Raw genomic sequence first — 22,041 nt, forward strand, 5'->3', positions numbered from 1 at the left:
TGTTCTCCTTCTGGAGAAGCAGCGGCGGCGCGCTACGGATCGCGCCGCCGCTGATAGCTGCAAAGTTGATCGGATGATTTTCTAAGGTCTATCACGCACATGCTGAAACTGTTTGTTACCTCGGTCCAAAGCGCCTTGCCGCTGTGCCTTGCGCTGGCTATCTTGCTTGCCAGCCGCGCCTATTCACCACGAGAACGCCGCATCGTTGCGCGTTGGACGGTGGTGGTCAGCGTCGTGGGACTCATTGGTGGAGCCGTCGTCGCGTTCTTGCGCCTCAATACCAAACTCATCGATGTCCCAACGTTTAATGCCTACGTTGGTCCAGTGACGTTCCTCGCCATCGTGGCCTTCTTAGTGGCCGTGTGGCTCTTTGGTGGCCGGGACCTTCACGATATTGAGCAGACGTGGCGCCACCATCTGCTCACCGTGACGAGCCTTATCGCCATCGTGACTGCCGGGGTCTCTTACGGCTTCACCTACTTCTTCAATACCTCTGGAATTGTCCAGATGGGGTCCGGCATCCTCGATACGGATAGCCTTCTGCGCCTCGCTGGCTACGTCCTTGGTACGGTGCTCGTGATCGTTGCTGCTTGGGGATACGTCGTATCCGCCGCGCGGGTTCCCTGGTATGTGCGCACCGCCGTCACCACCATCGTTTTTGCTGCCATGGTGCTTCCGCGTGCGATCCTGCTCTATCAGCAGTTTGCCACACGCCAGATGGTTCCGCGCAGCAATCTTGTGTTCAGCTGGGTTCTGTGGATCCAACAGAACGAGGCAGCCACTCAGATATCTCTTGCGTTCCTTGTCTCCGTTCCCGGAATCATTGCCCTGTGGACTCACCCCCGCGGTCCGTTCAAGAATGCCGCGGAGCGGCGGGCCCGGAAGGCCGATCAAATCTCCCGGCGCAAGTTCCTTAGCCTGTCCGTTGTGGGTTCCGTACTGTTCGTGGGGGCGCTGACAGTGGGGAAGACCCGCGCCGAGTATGTGCCGGAGCTCTCCGAAATCGAACCCTCTACGGTTGACGGCGATTGGGTTACCGTTGCCCGAGATCTTGTGAGCGACGGGCACCTTCACCGGTTCGCATACGAGGCCAAGGATTCGACCGAGGTCCGGTTCATCGTCATCAAGAAAAACGAGAGTGCATTCGGCACCGGACTTGATGCCTGTGAGATCTGCGGAGATTCAGGCTATTACGAAGATAAGGGTAAGGTCATCTGCCGCGAATGCGACGTCATGATGAACGTCCAGACCATCGGGTTTGCCGGAGGATGCAACCCGATACCGATCACGTACGAAATCGATGGAAACAAGCTCAAGTTCTCCGTGGAGGAGCTCGAGAGCCACGTTTCGGTGTTTAAGAGTTAACAATGTTTTTTTGGAGGATGATCAACCGTGCGTTGCGTCGCCAGGTCAATAAACGCCTGATGATCGCGCTCACGATCTTGCTCGGATCTGGCCTGACAACCTCAATGTTTGCCGTCATGATGGATGTGAGCGATAAGGTCCAGTCCGAGCTGAGCTCATTCGGTGCCAACATTCAGATCGTTCCGCAGGGCGCTTCAATCGTCTCGGACATGTATGACGTTGATGCCCCAACAACTCAAGGAGCGATCCGAGAGGATGAGCTGGGTAACCTCAAGACGATCTTCTGGGGTCACAACATCGAGGACTTCACGCCATTCTTGACCACGTCTGCAAGTGTTGATAACCAGGATGTGACCGTTGTTGGCACATGGTTCAACCACTTCCTCGCCACCAAGACTGGCGAGGAAGTGGAAACCGGCATCAAGCACATGCGGGACTGGTGGGACGTCACAGGCTCGTGGGCAACAGACGATCAAGCGATGGCTGGCTCTAGGCTTGCCTCGGCCAACGGATGGGAAGCCGGCGATACGATCACCGTATCCGCTGATGGCCAGGCTTACGATGTCACGATCGCGGGAATCATTCAGGCCGGATCGGACGAAGATCGCCAGCTCTTCGTTCCCCTCGATATGGCCCAATCGATTGCTGGGCGAGACGGTGATGTGGAAAAGGTTGAGGTGCGTGCAATCACCACGCCCGATAACGATCTTGCGCGCCGCGCCGCGCGGGATCCCTCAACGCTATCGCTGAGCGAATGGGAAACGTGGTATTGCACGGCCTACGTGAGTTCAATCGCCTATCAAATCGAAGAGACGATGACGAACGTGGATGCGAGTGCCGTGCGGCAGGTAGCGGACACGGAAGGTGAAATTCTGGGCAAAACACAGCTCATCATGACAGTGGTAGCTGTTTTCGCCATGGTGGCGGCCTCACTGGGCATCGCGAACCTCGTGACCGCCTCAGTGATGGAACGGTCCAAGGAAGTGGGCCTCATGAAGGCCCTCGGGGCCCGAAACAAGAACGTGGTGGCCACGATCCTGACGGAAACATTTGTGGTTGCCCTCATCGGCGGTGTACTGGGCTTCTTTGCCGGCGTGGGCTTAGCCCAAATAGTGGGCCACCTTGTGTTCGGATCAGGGATAACGATCCGTCCGATGCTCATCCCCGTCATGATCCTCATCATCTTTGTCACGGTGATCTTGGGGTGTTTGCCCTCGATGCGATACCTGCTCAAGCTCAAGCCAGCGCAAGTTCTTCACGGGAGGTGATGAGATGAATAGCCATACACAAATGTATTTGCGCATGATCACGCGCTCGTTCTTTGGGCGGCTCTCGCGAGTCCTCATCGCGTCCCTATCTATTGCCGTAGGCGCAGCCACACTGGCGGGACTGGGACTCATCGCCTACACGGTGCCCGCACAGATGCAAAAGGAGCTTCGCTCATACGGGGCCAATCTGATTGTTGTTCCCTCTGGTTCCGATAGCCTGACTGACGATAGTTTGGCGGAGGCAGATGCCGCCGTCGGCGAAAATCTTGGGCGTGCGCCCTACCAATACACCAACCTGGTGTACAACCAGCAGCCCATCTCCGTGATGGGAACAGAACTGGACGATGCGCAGAAGGTGCGCCCCTACTGGGAGATCGACGGAAAGGAGCCGGCAGAAACCGGTGAAATTCTCGTTGGAGAAAAGGTAGCCGAAACCTACCGGTTCAAGGTGGGGGAGACGGTAGGCCTTTCTGAGCCCACCACAGACGATGGTGCGGCAGAAAACCTGACCGTATCGGGGATCTTGCACACCGGCGGGGCCGAAGATGAGCTGATCGTCATGGGATTCGATACCCTCAGCGAGTTCACCGGCGCAGATGCCCAGTACAACCTCATCGAATATTCGGTGAATGCAAAGGGCGAGGTCCTCACGCAGATTGCCGATCAGCTGACGGACGAGGATTCGGGCATGGAAGGCGAGGTTGTTCGCCGAATGACCGAATCCGAATCAGGTATTGCCCAAACCCTCCAGACCCTCATCTGGATCGTGAGTGCCATCATCTGCGTGCTGACGCTCATCTCGATTTCCGCCACGCTCAACGCGGTTGTGTCCGAGAGGTCCCGAGAAATCGGCCTGAAGAAGGCCCTCGGCGCGGTAGCGCGAGATATCACGCGCGAGTTCATTGGCGAATCGGTGCTTCTGGGTATCATCGGCGGGGCGGTAGGCTCTGCGGTTGGCATCTGGATGGCCAACTTCATATCGATGGAGGCGTTTGCCGTCAAAATCAGCATATCGTGGTGGGTTATTCCACTCACCCTGATTTTCTCCGTCATTATTGCGGTGGTGGGGAGCCTAGCTCCGGCCCGCCGTATTTCCAGAATTAATCCCGTAGATGTACTAGGTGGGGAGTAATGGCCACAACAGACGAATCGATCTACTCCATTCAAAATGTCAGCCGGCGCTACGGCTCTCTCGCGGCGTTGGACGATGTAAGCCTGGACATCAGGCGGGGCGAATGGATCTCCATCGTGGGACCTTCCGGCTCCGGCAAGTCCACACTCATGAACATCATGGGATGTATGGACAGCCCGACGGAGGGCACTGTGTTGCTTGAAGGCGACCGGCTGGACAAAATGGGCGAACCCGAGCTTGCCAACGTTCGGCGTAACAAGATTGGGCTCGTGTTCCAGCAGTTCCATCTGGTTCAGCACCTGAACGCCGTGGAAAACGTGGAGCTTGCCCAGTACTACCACTCAATGCCGGATAGTCAGGAGGCCCTCGATGCGTTAGAGCGTGTGGGGATGAAGGATCGCGCAACGCACTTGCCGCGCGAGCTTTCAGGCGGTGAGCAGCAGCGTGTGTGCGTTGCCCGCGCCCTGATCAACCATCCGGACGTGATTCTCGCGGACGAGCCCACGGGTAACCTGGACGAGGTAAACGAGCGCATCGTCATCGATTTCTTCCATCAACTCCACGACGGCGGAACAACTCTCATCGTGGTGACTCACGATGCCGAGGTAGCCGCCCAAGGAGAGCGCCAGATCATTCTGGAGCACGGGCGCATTGCCCGCGAAGTTATCGGCGTGGATGGCACTCCAACGAAGGGACAGAAGAACCGTGACGAAGCAGAGTAATCGGATCGGACTGGCCGTTGGACTGATTGGTGCTGCGCTCCTTGCAGGCTGCGGGGGCGGTGGTAGCTCGGCCGATCCGGCGAATGCCCTAGCGGACGGGACGTACACCGGGACCTCGCCAGCCGAAGATGATGGCACATATGGCGTCGTGGAATTCACCGTAGCTGGCGGTGCCCTGTCCGATGTCACGTTCACTGCCTTCGATGAGGATGGCACCGCTCACGATGAGAACTACGGGCTCAAGGCCGATGGCACTGTGGCGGACAAGGACTTTTACCAGCGTGCCCAGAACGCCATCGATGCCGAGCAAACATACGTGAGTGAGTTTGAGGAAGAGGGAGACCAAAATACGGTGGATTCCATCGCCGGCGCCTCCCTGTCCTACCGCCTTTTCCAAGGCGCCGTAGAAGACGCCATCGCAAACGCCTGATAAAGACCTGATGGACGATCGCTCCTTTCGCCCCAGCGTCCAACGGCCTCATTCGGCAACGTTCCCTACCATGGGCACTCTGTTACGGGTTGCCTGGGCGGGGAACAATCACGGTATTGCGGCAGCACTCCATCAGAAAGTGCGGCACCTCGAGCGCCTCATGACGAGGTTTCGCGAGGATTCCGAGGTATCTCGTCTTGGTAGCCAGTGGGTTGAGGTGTCCTCGGATACCGCTGCCGTGTTGGGTGCCGCCAAGCTCTATGAGCACCAGACTGGCGGTCATTTCAGCGTGCTTGTTGGCCGCCAGATGCGCGAGTGGGAGGCCATCGCTGGCGGAGACGCCGCCAAGCCGCGGCCAACGCGCGGCAAGATCGAAATAGACGGGCCACGGTGCCGCATCCTTGACGCTCCCGAGCGCCCCGTTGATCTGGGCGGCATCGCGAAGGGATACGCCGCCGATCAGCTGCGTGACCTTGCTCGAAGCATGGGGGCCACCGATGTTCTGGTATCCCTTGGAACATCCTCGATTTCCGTAGCTGGCGCGCCCGCAACGATCGGGTTGGCGAGTCCGTGGCACGGCCCGGACCGCATCGGGTCCCTGACTCTGGAATTAGGGGCGCTCGCGGTTTCCGCCGATCCCGGCACGAGAATCGGTGCCCAGCGGCGCCGCAGCCACGTGCTGAACCCAGACACGGGCACGCCCGCCCTCACCGATCTATGCGGCGTTGTGGTCACGGGCGCCGATGGTATGGCGTGCGAGGCCTTCTCCACCGCCTATCTTGCGATGGGACTAAGTGCGGCCATGCACCTAGACGCCCAGCATCCTGAGCTCAACACCGTTTTCATGACAGTGGATGGCCGGTTGCTCGCCAGCCCGGACCTCAAGTTGCGGACGGTCAGTGGCCTGCAAGCTTGGTTTGAACGCCAGCGCTAGGTGTCTGTGCCTGTAGGTTTTCTCAATCGGCGTTGCAAATAGATCGCCATCAGGAATGCGACTTGAACTCCAAGTAAGAGAGGGAAACTGAACGGAGTGAGAGGTTCTACGGTTGTGATGAACTGCCCCGTTTCTGTTGGCCATTCGCAGACGACCGAGGGTGGCAACATCCTCCATTCGGCATCCGGGACCGTCATCTCCGAGACTCCGTTAGGGGTACCACCTATCTCTATGCAGGCCACAGCTGGAGATCCGGCGGAACGCATGTCCGAAATCGGGACAAGCGTGCACATTCCAAGGGAGACAAGTGCGCCGATACCAAGAATGAGAGTAGCGAACCTTTTCAGCGTTTTCACTGTCTACTCCAAACTGAGATGAGACGGGATCTCCGACCAATGTTTTACGGATCCTATGATGCCCTGTTTTCGTATCTCTTTATAACAAACATCTGGGTAATTCTGTGGCATGTGCAATCCTGCTTGCCGCAATACTTCCACGCTACGCCAGGAACATATTTTGTGGACCAATTTGTGGAACCTAGTTAAATGGGCTTAACCTAAATGTGTTGAGAGTCACTAACAGGTTGAAGATGGGATGAAGAACAATAGATGCTTCTTTGGGGCTGGAGCCGCATTTTTGCTGGTTCTTGCGCTTGGTGTAGGTACAACAGCCGGTGCGTCCCCGGAAGGACTTGCCAACGACCAACAGGCAAGTTTAGTTAGCGTTATGCCCAATGACTCGGCGCCTAGATCATCACAAGAGGCAGAGCACGTAGTCCTTGCGCACCCGATCTCTCTGCCTGAGGCATCGGAGATTGGGGCAGGTATTCCTGAAGTCGTAGGATTCAGGATTGAACAACCGGGGTTGGTTGGAGAAGTATTCCCTGGAGAAAAGTACACCGTAGAGCAGTACCTCTCAGACTTTGAGCGAGATTACGGCGTTCAACCTGCCGTAACCGAAGTCATTCTAGAGAGTAGTGAGAGTCAAAGCGAAACCCAAGACTTGACGACAGATGAGGTTAACGCCGACGCCTTGGAAGGAGAGTTTGACAAAGCGAAAGCTGTTACCCCCGAAGCGCCTTCTGAGCATGGAGCAATGGCCACTGCAGCGCGAGACACGAAAAGTGACCAACCGCCTGCTGTGGATGCGCGGGCAGCCGAGGCTGTGTGGGCACCGCAGTTCACTCAGATCTGGGCTCAGAATATCGACGGACAAGCTGCAGTTGCACAACTGCACCGGTGGTACGCCGAGCGTAAACCTTCGAATATGCCATCCGACTGGGGAATGGAAAATGATCTGATGCAACACACCAGCCACAAGACAGCCGGGACACGTCCGGCTTGTTTGCCAACGAATTTCCGTGAATTGTTCTGGTCGTCGAAAGCGGGAAACATTGCGTGGGACTTCTACGATCCTCAAGGTGGATCGTTGAGCGGAGTTGGTGCATATTTCGATTGGGACGATCTAACAGACGGATGTGGCGAGCAGTCGATTACCGTAGGCATTGGCTACCCTCAGAATCTTCCCGCAGGTGACTCTGGTGTTACTGAATTGATGACCCGTGTGGTGGGAGAGGTTGGTGTTGAAAGCTCCACCAAGTTCAGCGCGTACGCTCAAGCGGTTTCGAACGACTGTAATGATCTAGGACAAGAACCTGGTAGTGCCTGCATGGGGTTGAACACAGAGCGAAGCTTCCCGGCGAGCGGTGGGCAGCAAAGTCAAATCGTGGTTAATAGAAACCGTGAATGGACGCTCCCCGGCTGCTTTGCGACTGAGTATCCTAACAGTCCGATCACGGTTCCTGACTGCGGTTTCTTGGAGTAGGTGATATCTACCTGTTAGCCATCGGATGGCTAACAGGTGGATTGGTCCACTGTCAGCCTCTCTCGCAGTTGACGAGAGTATTCAGCATGAGAATTCAAAGAGCTTCAGTTACAATCTAACAGTTCTGTCTATGGTCATAACGAGCATTCAAGAGTTTGCTCGGCACATCTTGACGGTGAAGGTTGGTATTGGCGGTTCCTCGGATTTGGCCGTGTAATTGGCATCTGAAGCCACGGGGCCACAACAGCCTGCGGGCTATGTAGTTGGCTAGGTCCTGAAGTCTGAGGGCGCAGATGTACAGGTGTTCAAGTCTGCCGTCGATCGCTTGGGCGGGGAGATTCGATGTTCCAGAGCGATCGAAATATGCCAGAATATCCACAGCTCAGCGTTTGAGAGTGCGTTCCAGCTTCATGACCTCGCTGAGGACCTTGGTTGTTGCATCGCTGACGACATCGATGATCTGGGCCATGATGCGTTTGCACTCTATTAGGTCGAGTGCTGGTAGGCGTTCACGACACATCTTGATAGACGCCACAAGTCGCCCGCCTCGACCTGTGCGCACTTGTCGTCGGTGAGGGCGACCATAAGCTTGGTCCTCTGTTTGTTCGTCAGCACGTCGTCTACCGGTGTACTGGATCCGGCAAATTCCGCAGAGCAAATCACCCTTGCGACCGTGGTGCCGGTGGTATCCAGTTGGATGCGCTGCCAATTCCGGTCTAGAGCATTCCCTATAAGTTGGACCACGTGGATGGGGTTAATGGGTTCGTTCGAGTTAGGTAGTTGAGTCTCGGCGGTGGTCTTGGAGCCGCTGAACATCCGTTCATCGCCATGACTACTACGGAGTCGCGCCAGTCTTGAGGTCTGTCTTTGAGCTGTGCCTTGGAGATGCTCTTCGAGCGCCGCTAGACCATGTCGATCAAGCGTGCCGAGCCCGTTTTGCCCGTCAGGGGCGTGAGATTGATGTTGACGATGCCGTACTTGCCGCTCTTGCACGTGTACCGACGGACGTCTTCGTTAACCCCGATGGCGTCCACGCCTCCGAAGTGCTCAGGGCTATCGATGAATCCGCCGTCGTCCAGCGATCACAGTGGCGTTCTCGGAATCCTAGGACACGGCCAAACACTCAGCGACACGAACAACATGAGATGCTGGCACACGGCTCGCTCCAAAGACCGCAGAACAGCCTAGTCAGGGAATAGATTTCGTGCGAGGTAGGCGCTGCCTTCGTATCCTGATGCCGCACATGGCTGTATTCTGTGCATTTGTGGCTTCAGGTGCGTAGATGCAGAGCAGAGTAGTCGGTTGCCATCCAGACGGCTTATGAGGAAACCTGCGGACTAGGGCGTTCCGAGGAGCCTCCAAGACAACTTCGATTCTCACTGTAAGGCCTTCTTTGCGCCACGCCGACACACAAACAGCGTCTGGTATTCATTTCCTACACCTCCAACTATGAAGAACCGATAAACATTACGTGGCCAAACGCTGCGAAGCTTCGAACACCGGACTCGAAACTCTCAAGGTCTCAGCGGTGGTTGGACGGGCGCAACGAGTTAATTCGGTAGGTAGATCCTCGGTCCAGTTAACAAAAAACAGAACAATTCCTCCTCACCGAGAAGGTGGACTGGTGTCCTGTCGCACAACGCAACAGGACACCAGTCCACCTATTAACATTAGGAAATCAGTCTATTTGCTTTGTCAGAGGTTGGAGCTATTTGTTGTACTGACAGCTCAGCTTCATCGGACCAATATTGGAACCAGCGTTCCACGAGCATTTGCTATTCACATTGGTGTCTTTAGCGTGTGACAAACTGACCCACGAAGAATCTCCAGCGCCACCACTCGTGCTGGCGACTTCCCTATATCCAGGAGCGGGATGGAACGATGTTATGTGGAGCGTTCCTGGTCCGTTATAGCCTGGAGATTGAACCCGCCCACCAATGAGTGAAGACTGCGTTGTGCTTTGCTTTTCGGCACCCATTGCCACACTTCCGTTGAAATAGCTTGTGTAGGCAGCATTTGCGGCGGGAGAAAGCGAGATCCCGGCCAGAGTAACTACAGCTGCACCAAGCAAAGCGTTGAATCTAGTACGTTTCATGAGGCTATTCCTTTCGAGTCTTCTCTTGGTTTCCAAAGGCAAGTACACCTATCAACGCACTTGCAACTGCGGTCGCATGGATCGCGGGGTTCAGGCCGCCAAAGCGTAGCCAGGTGATGATGGCGTTGCCCTCCATTCGGGCGCCTGAGCCGAGTTTGTACATCTCCGCGATGCCTTCACCCGACGAATAATCTGCGGTGGCATGGGCCCATACTGCAAGAAGAATCAGTACAACTGCTAGTGTCACTGGCCCTTCCCACGTGTTCTTTGTTCGTGATCCGCTCAATAATGGATAGAGGACAAGTCCGCATACGATGGCGATAGCAAGGTGTTGCAGCCATGGATTTCCTACCTCGGTGATACCGTCAATCTGATTGCCCCAATCAACAGTAACTCCAGTTTGGATGGCTTCAACGCGGATCGCTAAGATTCCGACAGCTAGTGCCGCGATGAGCGCGGCCACTACACCGTAAAGGATGTCTCTGCTGCGAGTCATATCATTACTCCGTATCAAGCTCTGGTAGCTGAACGGCGGTACCATCTGCTCGCGGAATCTCGATATCCCGCAGTGCGGCCGACTGATCGATACTGCTCACAGCAATTACTTGCGGTGTATCTGCGAGGATCTGAACATCTTTTGAAGATGTTAGCGTGCTAGAGTCAATATCGGGCGGCAGCATGTAGGCGGCCGTACCGTCAAACCCCTCTCCATTCAAGCTGACAGCGGCTCCATGTTCGTAAAATGCCATTGGTGATGTGCATCCAACGCTCCCGATCCAGTTATCTTGGGATTCTTCGCCAAGTTGTGTTGCGATGCATATGTTGCCATCAGGATCTGAAGCAATCCAGTGTTCACCGAATTCTGATGTTCCGACGTTGCGGATAGATTCAGGATCCACTCCGGATTCCACCAACCAATCAGGTACGGTCGCCTGGTCGGCAGCCAATTGTGTAATGGCGGGTGTTAAATCGGCTACCTCCAAAGAATGCTGTGTTTCTTGAAGGGAAGGGGAAGCAACCGCGCTTCCCACAATAGCTAGTGATCCAAAGGCAAACGTTGCTATACCAATGCTTCTTTTAATTTTCATCGTATTTCTCCTGAGTGTTTCGATTGGCGATCAATTCCTTGAGCGCTTCTTGTCTGTTTCGGGGAGATGGATTTGATTCTTACCTCATTTTCTCTTTTCTGCTGCTCAGAGCGAAAAAGGAATATGTTTAACGTAACAGACAGAAAAACGTGTTTCAAGCAACATTTAGGTATTTGTCAAATTGCTATCAGAAAAATGTGGGCAAGAATCTGGACATGGCTACCCGCTGCCAGTGCTTGCGCGGTAGGGTCAGGGGCATGACTGAGCTCACTACACTTCCGGCACGTGTATTTGGATCTGTTTCTGTGGCAATGGTGTCGCCCTTCCACGAGGATGGTTCCCTCGATATTGATTCGGCTGTCAAGCTGGCCGATCACCTCGTCAGCGAGGGGTGTGATTCCATCCTGCTCTCGGGCACCACGGGCGAGTCTCCCACCACCCATCAGCCGGAGAAGGATGAGCTTGTTCGGGAGGTCAAGGCGGCGATCAAGGATCGGGCGTTCGTGATGGCGGGCGCGGGTTCGAACGATACGGCCCACGCGGTGCGAATTGCTCAGGGTGCGCAGGAGTCCGGTGCGGACGGACTCCTCGTCGTCGCTCCTTATTACAACCGGCCTTCCCAGGAAGGTGTGTACCAACATATCCTCGCGATTACCGAGGCTACTGATTTGCCCGTGATGATTTATGACATTCCGGGCCGTACCGGGGTTAAGTTGGAGTTCGATACGCTTCGCCGGCTTGCGGAGCACCCCCGTATTTTAGGGGTTAAGGATGCCACAGGAGATGTTCCCGCCGGTTTCGTGAAGATGCGGCAGACGGGGCTTGAGTATTATTCGGGCGACGACGGCCTGAACTTCGCCTGGCTCGCCCATGGGGCCTCTGGTGTGATCTCGGTGGCTGGCCACGTCATCGCGAGCCAGCTTCGCGATCTCGTGAGCGCAGTGGATTCGGGTGATTTGCCCACGGCGCGCGCTGAAGCGGCCAAGCAGCTTCCAGTGATCGACGCGATTATGGGTGGCGGTCAGGGTGCCGTCATGGCAAAGGAGGCGCTGAAGCTCACGGGCGTTATCCCCTCTGCTACACTCCGTTTGCCACTGGTTGGTGCCTCCAAGGCCCAGCTGGCCGAGCTGGCCGATACCCTGCGCGAACAAGGACTTATGTAGCAACTGGCCGCAACGTGCGGCACAATGATCCTCGTGAGTGAAGAGAACACGGAGCCAGAGGTCAGTCCAGAAGACGTCAGCCTAGAAGACGAAACGGAAGAGACTGTCCAGACAGCGACGTCAGAACGCGATTTCGCCGATGCTCTTGTGGGCTCTGAACCCGAGAGCCACCCGGCAGACGGGCTCGCTATGGATCGCGGGGATGCGATCGGGCGATCTGGCCGCTGGCTCGCGGGATGGTGCCTGCGGCTACTCGTGATCGCGGCGGCCGCTTGGGTTCTGGGGGAAGTAGCCTCCGTGGTGTGGTCCGGCATCCTGCCGGTTGTCCTCTCGATCATCCTATGCACCATTTTGTGGCCCCTAGTCCGGCGGCTCCGCGGGTGGCACTTTCCACCGGCGCTCGCTGTGCTCACCACGATCGTGGGTTTCTTCGTGGCCATCGGGGCAATCTTCGTCGCAATCGCGCCATCGGTTGCCTCTCAGGCCCGGGATCTTTATGACCGCGGGACTGAGGGCGTTGAGCAGGTGCTCGATTGGATCGCTGGGCCACCGTTAAACCTTGACACAGCACAACTCGATAGTTTTATTGAACAGGCCCAAGAGTGGATTAAGAGTCAGGCCTCCACGATCACTGAGACCGCCCTTTCCGGTGCGTCCGCTGCCACCTCTGTGATTGTTACGCTGGTTATGGTTATTGTGCTCACCTTCTTCTTCCTCAAGGACGGCGACCAGTTCCTCCCAATGGTCCGGCGGGTGGCGGGCCGGCGCGTGGGCTGGCACCTGAGCGAGGTGGCCACGCGGTGCTGGAAGACCCTTGGAGGCTTCATCCGTACGCAGGCGATTGTGAGCTTTATTGATGCCTTCTTCATCGGACTCGGCCTTGTCTTTATGAGCGTCCCACTGGCCGGTCCGCTCGCGATCATTACCTTCTTTGGTGGGTTCATTCCGATTGTGGGTGCCTTTACGGCTGGTGCGCTCGCGGTGCTGATCGCCCTCGTGGCCAACGGATTCACTACCGCGGTGGCCGTGCTGATTCTTATCATCGCCGTCCAGCAATTGGAGGGTAATATCCTCCAGCCGGTGCTGCAATCGAAGGCTATGAAGATGCATGCGGCTGTGATCCTTTTGTCCGTTACCGTGGGTAGCGGGCTGTTTGGGATTATCGGCGCATTCCTCGCGGTACCAGCTGCCGCGATGGTCACAGAGGTGTTGCGTTACCTCGGCGATCTCACCGATTTGAAGACGGGGGAGAAGTCCATAGAGGAGGTTGCGTTCGCAACCGATACGGCGGATGGGCCATTCGCATGAGACAATGGGCAGGTGACTAACCACGTAATGCCCGCGCCCCCTACTGATAACACTGTTCGAATTGTTCCACTTGGTGGGCTTGGCGAGGTCGGGCGAAACTGTAACGTCCTTGAATACCGCGGCAAGCTCGTAGTGGTGGACTGCGGGGTGTTGTTCCCCGAAGAAAGCCAGCCCGGTGTTGACCTTATCCTTCCGGATATCGATTACCTGAAGGATCGCGTCAAGGATATCGAGGCCATCGTGCTCACCCACGGCCACGAGGATCACATCGGCGCCGTGCCTTACCTGCTCAAGCTCCGCCCGGATATCCCCGTTATCGGATCCCAGTTGACTATCGCCTTTATTGAGGCGAAGCTGCAAGAGCACCGCATACGCGCTCACTCCCACGTTGTAGTGGAAGGCGACGTGGAAAAGGTTGGGCCCTTCGAGATGGAGTTCATCGCGGTGAACCACTCGATCCCCGATGCGCTCGCCGTATTTGTGCGCACTGCCGAGGGCAATATCCTTATTACTGGCGATTTCAAGATGGATCAGCTACCTCTTGATGGGCGTCTGACCGATCTGCGTGCGTTCGCCAAGGCTGGTGAAGAGGGCGTGGATCTCTTCATGTGTGATTCCACGAATGCCGAGGTTCCCGGGTTTGTCAGATCCGAGTCAGAGATTGGCCCGGTTATCGACGATGTGTTTGCTCGCGCCACGGGCAAGATTGTGGTGGCCTCCTTCTCCTCTCACGTCCATCGCGTCCAGCAGGTGCTGAACGCAGCGGCGCGTCACGGGCGGAAGGTGGCCTTCGTTGGCCGTTCTATGGTGCGTAACATGGGCTTGGCCTCGGAATTGGGCTACTTGGAGGTTCCAGACGGCGTGCTCCGTGATCTCGGAGATATGCGGGATCTGCCGGATAACCAGCGGGTCTACATGTCCACCGGTTCTCAGGGTGAGCCGATGGCCGTGCTGGCGCGTATCGCTAACAAGAGCCATCCGAAGATCAGCGTGGGCGGCGGGGACACTGTCCTGTTCGCCTCCTCGCTCATTCCCGGCAACGAAAACTCCGTGTATCGGCTGATCAACGGCCTCATGAAGCTCGGTGCGCACGTGGTGCATCAAGGCAACGCGAAAGTTCACGTGTCCGGCCACGCCGCTCAAGGCGAACTCCTGTACTGCTACAACATCCTGGAGCCCGCCTACGCTTTGCCGATCCACGGGGAGGTCCGCCATCAGGTGGCCAACGGCGGAATCGCCGTGAAGACGGGCGTTCCGCCGGAGAACGTGATTCTCGCGGAAAACGGCTCGGTGATTGACATGCAGGATGGCGAGGTGTCGCTTGTCGGCTCCGTTCCCTACCACGAGATTTACGTGGATGGCTCATCAGTTGGTGACATTACCGAGTCCGAGCTGAAGGACCGCCGCACGCTGTCCGAGGAAGGCTTCATTGCGATCTTCGCGGTAGTGGACCAGTCCGAGGAGCAGATCATTACGGGTCCGCATATTCAGGCTCGCGCCATGGCCGAGGACCAGTCCGTGTTTGACGATATCCTGCCCGAGGTCACAGTGGCTCTCCAGGAAGCTCTGGAGAAGGGATCGGACACCTACGGCATGCAGCAGGCAATGCGTCGTGTGGTTGGCCGGTGGGCTTCCCGTAAGTTGCGTCGTTCGCCGATGATTATCCCCACGGTTGTTACTGTCTAGCGTGGTGTGCGCCCCTCGGCGGCGTGCCGGGGTGCACCGCGGGGCGTGTGCGGCGCTAGGGTAAATGGTGTGAGTCCACGAGTACCCAGAGACGCCAACAAGAAGAAGACGAGTACTTCCTCCCCGAAGAAGAAAGCGGAGGAACAGTCTCGCGAACCCATGAGCGCCCTGAAGCGCGAAGGGATTTCTTTTGGCGTCCTCGCGCTTGCCATCATCGTGGCACTGCGCGAATGGTTCGGGCTTTCTGGCCTGCTCGGAACTCTGATCCACCACGTGACCGCTGGCGCCGTGGGCGCCCTGTCCATCTTCGTTCCCATTTTGCTCGTAGTTGTAGCAGTTCAGGTCTTCCGCACATCCCCGACGCCCACAAATAAGAGAATCGGAATCGGACTCTCGCTCATCGTCGTCTCGATCGCCGGAATACTGCACCTGATCATGGCACCAGCCAGCCCCGTCGATGATTTCGAGGGGATTGAAGGTGCGGGTGGCCTGCTCGGTTGGGGCGTTGGTGCCTCGCTTCGTACTCTACTCTCGCCGTATGGCGCTTACCCGGTTCTCGTCCTCCTCCTCGTCTTCGCGCTGCTGTACATGACCAATACCACGGTCCACCAGCTCTGGCAGAAGGTCCGCTCGAAGTCTCCGGAAGAAGACGGCGAAGCCGAGACGGAACAGTTCGCCAACAGGGGCGGCACGGCCTCGGTTCCCTACGATTCGGCGCACGCGGTTGACGAGGAGGAGGTCCCGCGCCGTTCGCGGCTCCTACCTCGCAAGAAGAAGTCCGGTTCCTCCGATGCTCCTGACGAAACGAAGGTCTTAGACGCCACGGAAGGCGCCGATGATGCCGCGGCCACACGGGTTCTTGACCGTCAGAAGGCTCAAGGCGCCAAGAAGAAGGGCGCGCCCAAGCCAGCGCCCAGCCCCGAGCCAATCGAGGGTACTGATCCGGCTGGGCTCCCGGCCCCGGATTCCACATCGGTAATCCCTGCTGGCCAGCAGCTCGTTCTGGATCCGTCCGTCACCTACACGCTACCTTCTGAAGAATCACTCAAGCATGGTGCCGAGCACGCCGAGCGTACTGAGGCAAACGATCACGTGGTAGATCGCCTGACTCAGGTCTTTACCGAGTTCGGCATCAATGCACAGGTTGTTGGCTTCTCCCGTGGCCCCACGGTTACCCAATACGAGGTAGAGCTTGGGCCCGGTGTGAAGGTAGAGCGCATCACCGCACTGTCCAACAACATCTCCTACGCGGTAGCCTCCGCCGATGTCCGCATCCTTTCGCCGATCCCCGGCAAGTCCGCGATTGGCATCGAGATCCCCAACGCGGATCGCGAGACGGTGCTGCTAGGCGACGTGCTGCGCTCTCAGGTGGCCGCACGCGCCACGCATCCGCTCACAGTGGGCGTGGGTAAGAACGTCGAAGGCAAGTTCGTGGTTGCGAACCTTGCCAAGATGCCGCATCTTCTCGTGGCGGGCGCGACGGGAGCTGGCAAATCCTCCTTTATCAACTCGATGATCACCTCGATCATGATGCGCTCTACCCCGGATCAAGTGCGGCTGATTCTCGTGGATCCCAAGCGTGTGGAGCTGACGATCTACGCGGGGATCCCCCACCTCATTACCCCGATCATCACGAATCCGAAGAAGGCCGCGGAGGCCCTCGAATGGGTGGTCAAGGAGATGGACGCCCGCTATGACGATATGGCGGCCTATCACTTCAAAAACATCGATGATTTCAATGAGGCGGTCCGGGCCGGAAACGTCACGCCGCAGAATCCGAACAGGAAGCTCACGCCCTACCCGTATCTGCTGGTTGTGGTGGACGAGCTTGCGGACATGATGATGGTTGCTCCGCGTGATGTTGAGGCCTCCATCCAGCGCATTACTCAGCTGGCCCGCGCCGCCGGAATCCATCTGGTGCTTGCCACTCAGCGGCCTTCGGTGGACGTGGTCACGGGCCTCATCAAGGCGAACATCCCCTCGCGTCTCGCGTTCATGACGTCCTCACTTGCCGATTCGCGCACCATTTTGGACATGTCTGGAGCTGAGAAGCTGATCGGGCAGGGCGACGCCCTGTTCATGCCAGCGGGCGCCTCGAAGCCGATCCGTTTGCAGGGTGCTTGGGTGGACGAGGAAGAGATCGAGCGCGTGGTTGCCGAGTGTAAGGCGCAGCTCCAACCGCATTACCGTGACGATTTCGAGGAAGTCCAGGAAAAGAAGAAGCAGCGCGAGGAGATCGGCGACGATCTTGAGGTGCTCCTACAGGCTGCTGAGATCGTTGTGACCACCCAGTTCGGTTCCACCTCCATGCTTCAGCGCAAGTTGCGTATCGGTTTTGCCAAGGCAGGGCGCATGATGGATTTGCTGGAGCAGTATGAGATTGTGGGAGCTTCTGAGGGCTCCAAGGCCCGCGACGTTCTGGTTTCGCCGGAGTACTTGGATAACGCGTTGGCTATGCTCCGTGGGGAGCGCGAATCGATCTTCGATGGGGATGAAGACTCGGAGGGCGCTGCGGACGCCACCGAAGTTGTTGACAACCGGTACGCGAGTGATCCACTAGCGGAGGCGCCCCGTAGTGCGAGCGCCGATTGGTACGAGGATGAGGGCGACGACGGCGATGAGGACGCCTGGCAGCTCACCGGTAGGTAAACGGCCGCTCACCACGAGCTGTAGTAGTTGCCGTCCATCGTCACAGTGAGCTCACCGTCTGCATCAATCTGGTATTCACCGTAGAGGGTGGAATCCACATCGTACGGTTCGGGGTCTTCCTCCCAATCGGAGGGATTATCAACCAGAGTGATCGTCCCTTCGGCGCTCTCAAAGTATCCCGAATCGAAGCTGAGGAAGTCCGTCGGGGTGGACTTTATCTCTAGAGAAGCGAGAGTCTTGCTTTGAACCGGGTAGGGGCACAACTCGTTGAGGTTTCCGGCAACTGTTGCACAGGAATCCATTTGATCAGTCACCTGCTGCAGCACCGCCTCCTTGGCCGCGTCCGTCGGTGTTGCGTACACGTCTGCGGTGAAGTAATCATCGGGATGCGTCGGGGCAACCTTTACCTCTTGTGAATCGGCGGTGAGGTATTCGGTACCACCGCTCGGGGCCGCTACGGTATACGTACCGGGATAGGCGTACAGCGTAGCGGTGTACCAGTTTTCGGATTCGGAAACTAGTGGGACGTTCTGTCCTTCGACGTTTAGAGCAGCGAAGGAATCGGAGTTGAGGTTAACTTCCGCCACTAATGCGGTCTGGACGTCCCAAGACTTGAGGAATAGTAGTTCTTTCTTTCCCTCTATTACTGAAAATGTATAGGTAAAGTGTTCCCCGTTGAGTGAGTATCGAGCCTCTACCTCAGCGTCTTTGCCGAATTTCGAAACGGTCCGTACGTCAAGGACCGTCATCTCGGTGTCCGCCTCACCGGACACCTCATCGGTCAGCATCGCCCGCTCGGGGTTGGCCACGCCAGGGTCCACAAGATCGGTGGCTTCGTTGCCCTTACCGTCCGCGATTAACTCCAAGTAGCGCTCAACGGCCGCTTCGGGCGTTCTGCTCGAGTTCACAACGTTGACAACGATCATGCCTGCGATGACCAGAGCGGCCAATACCCCAAAGATATCAACCACGCCATCACATGGCTCTTCTTCGGAGGCATCCAGAGTTCGGAAACAGAGGCTACTTACGGGTCTGGTCTACAAGGGTGGAACTAGCCTCAGGAGGCTCCGTGCGCTGGGGGCCGCTGGACTCCATCACTGGGTAGGTGATATCGGCGCGGGCGGCGATCTCGGATTTGCTGAGAGTCAGCCCGCTATCGGTGTAGCCATCTTCTAGGGCATTCAGCGGATAAAGATGATACGAGCGATCATCCTGCGTGATAGCGGTCCATTCGAGGTTGCTTACGGCAGCTGGGCCCTCAGCGGGCACATCCACGGTGGCCGTGGTCAGTAGGCCAGCCATGACCGCGTAGCCGTGGCTCTCGATTGTCTGGCCCGAGATGGTATTACCCATGGACCACACCACCCACATCCCGTTGCCGCCCGGACCCTCATCGAGCTGTGTTACTGGCTCGGGCACGTGCGAGTGGTTGCCAAAGACCAGATCAACCTGGCCGGATTCGGCAAGCTGATCAGCGATCTCCGTCTGTTCCTCGATCGGCTCACTCACGTACTCGGTGCCCCAGTGCATCGAGACAACCACGAGGTCCGCACCAGCCTCGCGAGCCGCGGCAGCGTCATCGATCAGATCATCCACGCTACGCTGGCCCAGATCGCCAACCACGTTCCAAGACCATTCGGCATCGGTTGGCAGCGGAATTCCGTTCGTCAAGGTGGAGGCGGAAAGGTGGGCAACCACAACGTCGCGTCCACCGGATTCGAGAGTGTAGTACTGGGTTTGGCCAGCCTCCTCTTCAGTCCGGCCAGTGCCGTGGTGGCCAAGACCAGCATCATCTAGCGCGTCCAGTGTGGAGGTAACCCCGTCAAAGCCGCGATCCATGGAATGGTTCGTGGCCGTTGCGCAACCATCCCATCCCATTTCCTGCAGGGAGGCGGCGAGCTCCGTGGGAGCGCCGAACGAGGGATAATTCGAGGGTTCCTCCTCGGGAGCAACGATCGGTACTTCGAGGGCGCACAGCGCCAGATCCGCCCCGTCAATCCAAGGTGTGATCTGCTCGAAGAGCGGGCCGTAGTCAAGCACTCCGCCGGCCGCCTGCTGAGCATAGTAATTGACTGAGAGGTGCGGGAGGATGTCCCCACTGGAGACGATCGAGAGCTGCGAGGACTTGGCTGTGGTGGTGGGCGACGGGGCGGCAGAGGCATCCTCGGAGTTGGTGGGGGAAGCTGCTGTGGGAGTGGGATCTTGCTGAGTTGTTGATGGGCTGCACGCTGTGAGGAGGGCCGCGGCGGCCAAAGCCACTGTGAGAGTGTAGAGCCTGCGCATGGATTCCTCCTCGAATTGACTGCCTCCGAGTGTACTTGATGGCCAAAGCGGTAGGCTGAGGCAATGAGCAGTAACAACGGTGAGCCCGATAACGTTCCGGTCCTCAACATCGCCAACGCACTAACGGTTCTTCGGCTTATTCTTGTGCCGGTGTTCGTGTGGGTGTACTGGGTGGATACTCCCGGGCGGGCTTGGGCTGCATGGGGGATTTTCGCACTGGCGGCGCTCACCGATAAACTAGATGGCCATCTTGCCCGCACTAGGGGACTCATAACCGATTTCGGGAAGCTTGCCGATTCGATCGCGGATAAGTTCCTCATCGGAGCCGCGCTTATCATGCTCTCGATCCACGGTCACCTGTGGTGGTGGGTCACGGTTGTCATGATCGGCCGGGAGCTAGCCATCACACTGATGCGCATGTACATGGTGCGCCAAGAAGTCATGGCGGCCGGACAGGGCGGCAAGATCAAGATGTTCATGCAGTCTCTGGGTATTGGCGGCCTCGTGATCCCGTGGGCCAGCTTCCTGCCTAGCGGCGTTGCTACGGCGCTCATTTGGATCTGCTACGCGATGATAGCCGTGGCCCTCTACTTCTCCATTTCCTCAGCCGTGCAGTACGTGCGGGATGCCCGGGCAATCTCACGCGAGCACAAAGAAGGTGATGGCGAGTGAGTACGCGGGAAGACGAGACGATCCACAAGCTCATTGAGCGTGGCATCACTCTGGGGTGCGCCGAGTCCCTAACAGGGGGTGGCCTCGCTGCACGTATTGTGAACGTCCCGGGAGTCTCCGCCGTGTTCCGCGGCGGAGTGGTCAGTTACGCTACTGACGTTAAGGAGAGCGTACTAGGAGTAGATCCCGAGCAGATTGACGCCACTGGCCCTGTTGATGAACAGGTTGCCTTACAGATGGCTCGTGGGGCCCGGAAGCTCCTGAGCGCAAATGTGGCATTGGCAACAACGGGGGTGGCCGGGCCTGGGCCTGCTGACGGGCAGCCGGCGGGAACCGTGTGGATCGCCATAGCTGGAACTCTCGGTGAGCGGGCGAAACTTCTGCAATTGCAAGGAAATCGCGGGGAAATCCGAGAAGCTAGCGTTACTGCAGCAATACAGCTTCTTGACGAGGCGCTGAAAGAAGCTGATTAACCGCTCGTGTAGCCGCGCCCATATGAACTACTTCAGGCGTTCTCAGGTTCCCCACAGGAATACTTGGCATCGTAGGACTTGTTAGGGGATATACTTGAGCGTAGATGACTCAAGTTCATGGAGATGAAGTAGCTGGAATCCCCGGGAATGAATTCCCAACCAGTTACGTTGAGGATAGTGATGAGCATGGAACTACGAACCGGCGTTAACCGGAAGAACCAAGGAACTGCACGGAAGATTGTTCGTATGCCCGAGCCAGCTCACGAGGAGCAGGCGTTGCTGCGCCGCGAACTCGGAGAGGTGCTGCGCGAATATCGCCAGCGTCAGGGCCGCACTCTTCGCGAGGTTTCCTCCGACGCCCGCGTCTCTCTTGGATACCTGTCCGAGGTTGAACGCGGCCAGAAGGAAGCATCCTCTGAACTTCTCTCGTCAATCTGCACCGCACTGAACGTGCCACTCAGCCACGTGCTCCGCCTCGTTGCTGACCGCATCGACTTTTCTCAGGGCCGCGTACCGGCACACATGAGGGTGCCCGATTCGGTACCCGATGAGATGGTTCGTGCCGAAATGTCTAAGCTACATCGGTGAGAGAATCCGAGTTCTGGAGCGCAGTCCAGTGGACCTTCCCGGATGGGAGAGGCACCAGCCTGACACAGGACCTCGTGCTCTTCGAGCTGGGTGATAAGAGTCCAGCCGAGGCGTTAGCGGAAGGTGCTGCTCCTCAGAAGGTGTGGGAAGCGATGTGTAGGGCGATGGATTTGCCCGAATGGTATTACTACATACACCGCGTCAAACCCGAAGAACGTGATCGGATATCCCGATGAAACAGACCCGCCAGTACTGGCGGGTCTGTTTTTTCGACACGCCCTTTCGGAATTGGCTTCGAACGCGCGTTCGTGCGTAGGCTTGTCCACAGATCAACTCGGCACGCGTTCATCCACAGATGGCG

20 protein-coding genes are annotated in these 22,041 nt (G+C 57.4%); 15 read left to right on the forward strand and 5 right to left on the reverse strand.

Annotated elements, in window-relative coordinates; translation table 11 throughout:
• Positions 1 to 99 precede the first annotated feature (99 nt).
• From DD236_RS10040 to DD236_RS10075, 7 genes are all read left to right on the forward strand, one after another.
• Positions 100 to 1,365 (forward strand): DUF2318 domain-containing protein, encoded by a 1,266-nt coding sequence (locus DD236_RS10040; RefSeq protein WP_109094258.1) that lies wholly within the window; start codon positions 100 to 102, stop codon positions 1,363 to 1,365.
• Positions 1,366 to 1,367: 2 nt separating this feature from the next.
• Positions 1,368 to 2,633: an ABC transporter permease gene (locus tag DD236_RS10045; protein WP_109094259.1), complete on the forward strand. Its 1,266-nt coding sequence runs from the start codon at positions 1,368 to 1,370 to the stop codon at positions 2,631 to 2,633.
• 4 nt (positions 2,634 to 2,637) lie between these two features.
• Complete coding sequence (locus tag DD236_RS10050) at positions 2,638 to 3,765, forward strand: ABC transporter permease (protein WP_243410264.1); 1,128 nt, start codon at positions 2,638 to 2,640, stop codon at positions 3,763 to 3,765.
• Entirely contained in the window at positions 3,765 to 4,487 is a 723-nt protein-coding gene (locus tag DD236_RS10055) for an ABC transporter ATP-binding protein (RefSeq protein ID WP_109094261.1), read from the forward strand. The genes DD236_RS10050 and DD236_RS10055 overlap by 1 nt, the downstream gene beginning before the upstream one ends.
• Complete coding sequence (locus DD236_RS10060) at positions 4,471 to 4,917, forward strand: FMN-binding protein (protein WP_243410271.1); 447 nt, start codon at positions 4,471 to 4,473, stop codon at positions 4,915 to 4,917. The genes DD236_RS10055 and DD236_RS10060 overlap by 17 nt, the downstream gene beginning before the upstream one ends.
• 70 nt (positions 4,918 to 4,987) lie before the next feature.
• Complete coding sequence (locus tag DD236_RS10065; protein WP_165819896.1) at positions 4,988 to 5,851, forward strand: FAD:protein FMN transferase; 864 nt, start codon at positions 4,988 to 4,990, stop codon at positions 5,849 to 5,851.
• A gap of 594 nt (positions 5,852 to 6,445) precedes the next feature.
• Positions 6,446 to 7,675: a hypothetical protein gene (locus DD236_RS10075; protein WP_109094265.1), complete on the forward strand. Its 1,230-nt coding sequence runs from the start codon at positions 6,446 to 6,448 to the stop codon at positions 7,673 to 7,675.
• Between the two features lie 1,708 nt (positions 7,676 to 9,383).
• Here the strand turns inward: DD236_RS10075 and DD236_RS11975 are convergent.
• The 3 genes from DD236_RS11975 to DD236_RS10100 are packed head-to-tail and all read right to left on the reverse strand — an operon-like array spanning position 9,384 to position 10,858.
• Positions 9,384 to 9,770 (reverse strand): hypothetical protein, encoded by a 387-nt coding sequence (locus tag DD236_RS11975; protein ID WP_133246093.1) that lies wholly within the window; start codon positions 9,768 to 9,770, stop codon positions 9,384 to 9,386.
• Positions 9,771 to 9,774: 4 nt separating this feature from the next.
• Positions 9,775 to 10,266: a hypothetical protein gene (locus DD236_RS10095; protein WP_109094269.1), complete on the reverse strand. Its 492-nt coding sequence runs from the start codon at positions 10,264 to 10,266 to the stop codon at positions 9,775 to 9,777.
• Between the two features lie 4 nt (positions 10,267 to 10,270).
• On the reverse strand, positions 10,271 to 10,858 hold the full coding sequence (locus DD236_RS10100; RefSeq protein ID WP_109094270.1) for a hypothetical protein: 588 nt from the start codon (positions 10,856 to 10,858) through the stop codon (positions 10,271 to 10,273).
• A gap of 257 nt (positions 10,859 to 11,115) precedes the next feature.
• Between DD236_RS10100 and dapA the strand changes: the two genes are divergently transcribed.
• From dapA to DD236_RS10120, 4 genes are all read left to right on the forward strand, one after another.
• Positions 11,116 to 12,021 carry a 4-hydroxy-tetrahydrodipicolinate synthase gene (gene dapA, locus DD236_RS10105; protein WP_109094271.1) on the forward strand — a complete coding sequence of 302 codons (906 nt, stop codon included), beginning with the start codon at positions 11,116 to 11,118 and terminating at the stop codon, positions 12,019 to 12,021.
• 33 nt (positions 12,022 to 12,054) lie between these two features.
• Positions 12,055 to 13,329: an AI-2E family transporter gene (locus DD236_RS10110; RefSeq protein ID WP_207785791.1), complete on the forward strand. Its 1,275-nt coding sequence runs from the start codon at positions 12,055 to 12,057 to the stop codon at positions 13,327 to 13,329.
• A 27-nt stretch (positions 13,330 to 13,356) separates the two neighbouring features.
• Positions 13,357 to 15,015: a ribonuclease J gene (locus DD236_RS10115; RefSeq protein WP_109094273.1), complete on the forward strand. Its 1,659-nt coding sequence runs from the start codon at positions 13,357 to 13,359 to the stop codon at positions 15,013 to 15,015.
• 69 nt (positions 15,016 to 15,084) lie between these two features.
• Positions 15,085 to 17,664, forward strand: a complete 2,580-nt coding sequence (locus DD236_RS10120; RefSeq protein WP_423716466.1) for a DNA translocase FtsK 4TM domain-containing protein — start codon at positions 15,085 to 15,087, stop codon at positions 17,662 to 17,664.
• An 8-nt stretch (positions 17,665 to 17,672) separates the two neighbouring features.
• On the opposite strand, the gene DD236_RS10125 is transcribed toward DD236_RS10120, so the two are convergent.
• Together DD236_RS10125 and DD236_RS10130 are read right to left on the reverse strand one after the other, a co-directional pair.
• The gene (locus DD236_RS10125; protein WP_109094275.1) at positions 17,673 to 18,635 is read right to left on the reverse strand and encodes a hypothetical protein; all 963 of its coding nucleotides are present in this window, start codon (positions 18,633 to 18,635) and stop codon (positions 17,673 to 17,675) included.
• Positions 18,636 to 18,684: 49 nt separating this feature from the next.
• Entirely contained in the window at positions 18,685 to 19,947 is a 1,263-nt protein-coding gene (locus DD236_RS10130) for a CapA family protein (RefSeq protein ID WP_109094276.1), read from the reverse strand.
• Between the two features lie 63 nt (positions 19,948 to 20,010).
• On the opposite strand from DD236_RS10130, the gene pgsA reads away from it, so the two are divergent.
• From pgsA to DD236_RS10150, 4 genes are all read left to right on the forward strand, one after another.
• Positions 20,011 to 20,619: a CDP-diacylglycerol--glycerol-3-phosphate 3-phosphatidyltransferase gene (pgsA, locus tag DD236_RS10135; protein WP_109094277.1), complete on the forward strand. Its 609-nt coding sequence runs from the start codon at positions 20,011 to 20,013 to the stop codon at positions 20,617 to 20,619.
• Positions 20,616 to 21,092, forward strand: coding sequence for a CinA family protein (locus DD236_RS10140; protein ID WP_109094278.1), 477 nt, complete (start codon positions 20,616 to 20,618; stop codon positions 21,090 to 21,092). Before pgsA ends, DD236_RS10140 begins: the two co-directional genes overlap by 4 nt.
• Before the next feature lie 180 nt (positions 21,093 to 21,272).
• Positions 21,273 to 21,680, forward strand: a complete 408-nt coding sequence (locus tag DD236_RS10145; RefSeq protein ID WP_109094279.1) for a helix-turn-helix domain-containing protein — start codon at positions 21,273 to 21,275, stop codon at positions 21,678 to 21,680.
• The gene (locus DD236_RS10150; protein WP_109094280.1) at positions 21,677 to 21,916 is read left to right on the forward strand and encodes a DUF3046 domain-containing protein; all 240 of its coding nucleotides are present in this window, start codon (positions 21,677 to 21,679) and stop codon (positions 21,914 to 21,916) included. The genes DD236_RS10145 and DD236_RS10150 overlap by 4 nt, the downstream gene beginning before the upstream one ends.
• Positions 21,917 to 22,041 lie beyond the last annotated feature (125 nt).

The sequence above is a fragment of the Ancrocorticia populi genome (genome assembly GCF_003123745.1).
Classification (GTDB): domain Bacteria; phylum Actinomycetota; class Actinomycetes; order Actinomycetales; family Actinomycetaceae; genus Ancrocorticia; species Ancrocorticia populi.

What these genes read in the sequence shown, in the direction of transcription:
- DD236_RS10040 (WP_109094258.1), top strand. Translation starts at nt 100, where the DNA reads ATGCTGAAACTGTTTGTTACCTCGGTCCAAAGCGCCTTGCCGCTGTGC.
- DD236_RS10045 (WP_109094259.1), top strand. Translation starts at nt 1,368, where the DNA reads ATGTTTTTTTGGAGGATGATCAACCGTGCGTTGCGTCGCCAGGTCAAT.
- DD236_RS10050 (WP_243410264.1), top strand. Translation starts at nt 2,638, where the DNA reads ATGAATAGCCATACACAAATGTATTTGCGCATGATCACGCGCTCGTTC.
- DD236_RS10055 (WP_109094261.1), top strand. Translation starts at nt 3,765, where the DNA reads ATGGCCACAACAGACGAATCGATCTACTCCATTCAAAATGTCAGCCGG.
- DD236_RS10065 (WP_165819896.1), top strand. Translation starts at nt 4,988, where the DNA reads ATGGGCACTCTGTTACGGGTTGCCTGGGCGGGGAACAATCACGGTATT.
- DD236_RS10075 (WP_109094265.1), top strand. Translation starts at nt 6,446, where the DNA reads ATGAAGAACAATAGATGCTTCTTTGGGGCTGGAGCCGCATTTTTGCTG.
- DD236_RS11975 (WP_133246093.1), bottom strand. Translation starts at nt 9,770, where the DNA reads ATGAAACGTACTAGATTCAACGCTTTGCTTGGTGCAGCTGTAGTTACT.
- DD236_RS10095 (WP_109094269.1), bottom strand. Translation starts at nt 10,266, where the DNA reads ATGACTCGCAGCAGAGACATCCTTTACGGTGTAGTGGCCGCGCTCATC.
- DD236_RS10100 (WP_109094270.1), bottom strand. Translation starts at nt 10,858, where the DNA reads ATGAAAATTAAAAGAAGCATTGGTATAGCAACGTTTGCCTTTGGATCA.
- dapA (WP_109094271.1), top strand. Translation starts at nt 11,116, where the DNA reads ATGACTGAGCTCACTACACTTCCGGCACGTGTATTTGGATCTGTTTCT.
- DD236_RS10115 (WP_109094273.1), top strand. Translation starts at nt 13,357, where the DNA reads ATGCCCGCGCCCCCTACTGATAACACTGTTCGAATTGTTCCACTTGGT.
- DD236_RS10130 (WP_109094276.1), bottom strand. Translation starts at nt 19,947, where the DNA reads ATGCGCAGGCTCTACACTCTCACAGTGGCTTTGGCCGCCGCGGCCCTC.
- pgsA (WP_109094277.1), top strand. Translation starts at nt 20,011, where the DNA reads ATGAGCAGTAACAACGGTGAGCCCGATAACGTTCCGGTCCTCAACATC.
- DD236_RS10145 (WP_109094279.1), top strand. Translation starts at nt 21,273, where the DNA reads ATGAGCATGGAACTACGAACCGGCGTTAACCGGAAGAACCAAGGAACT.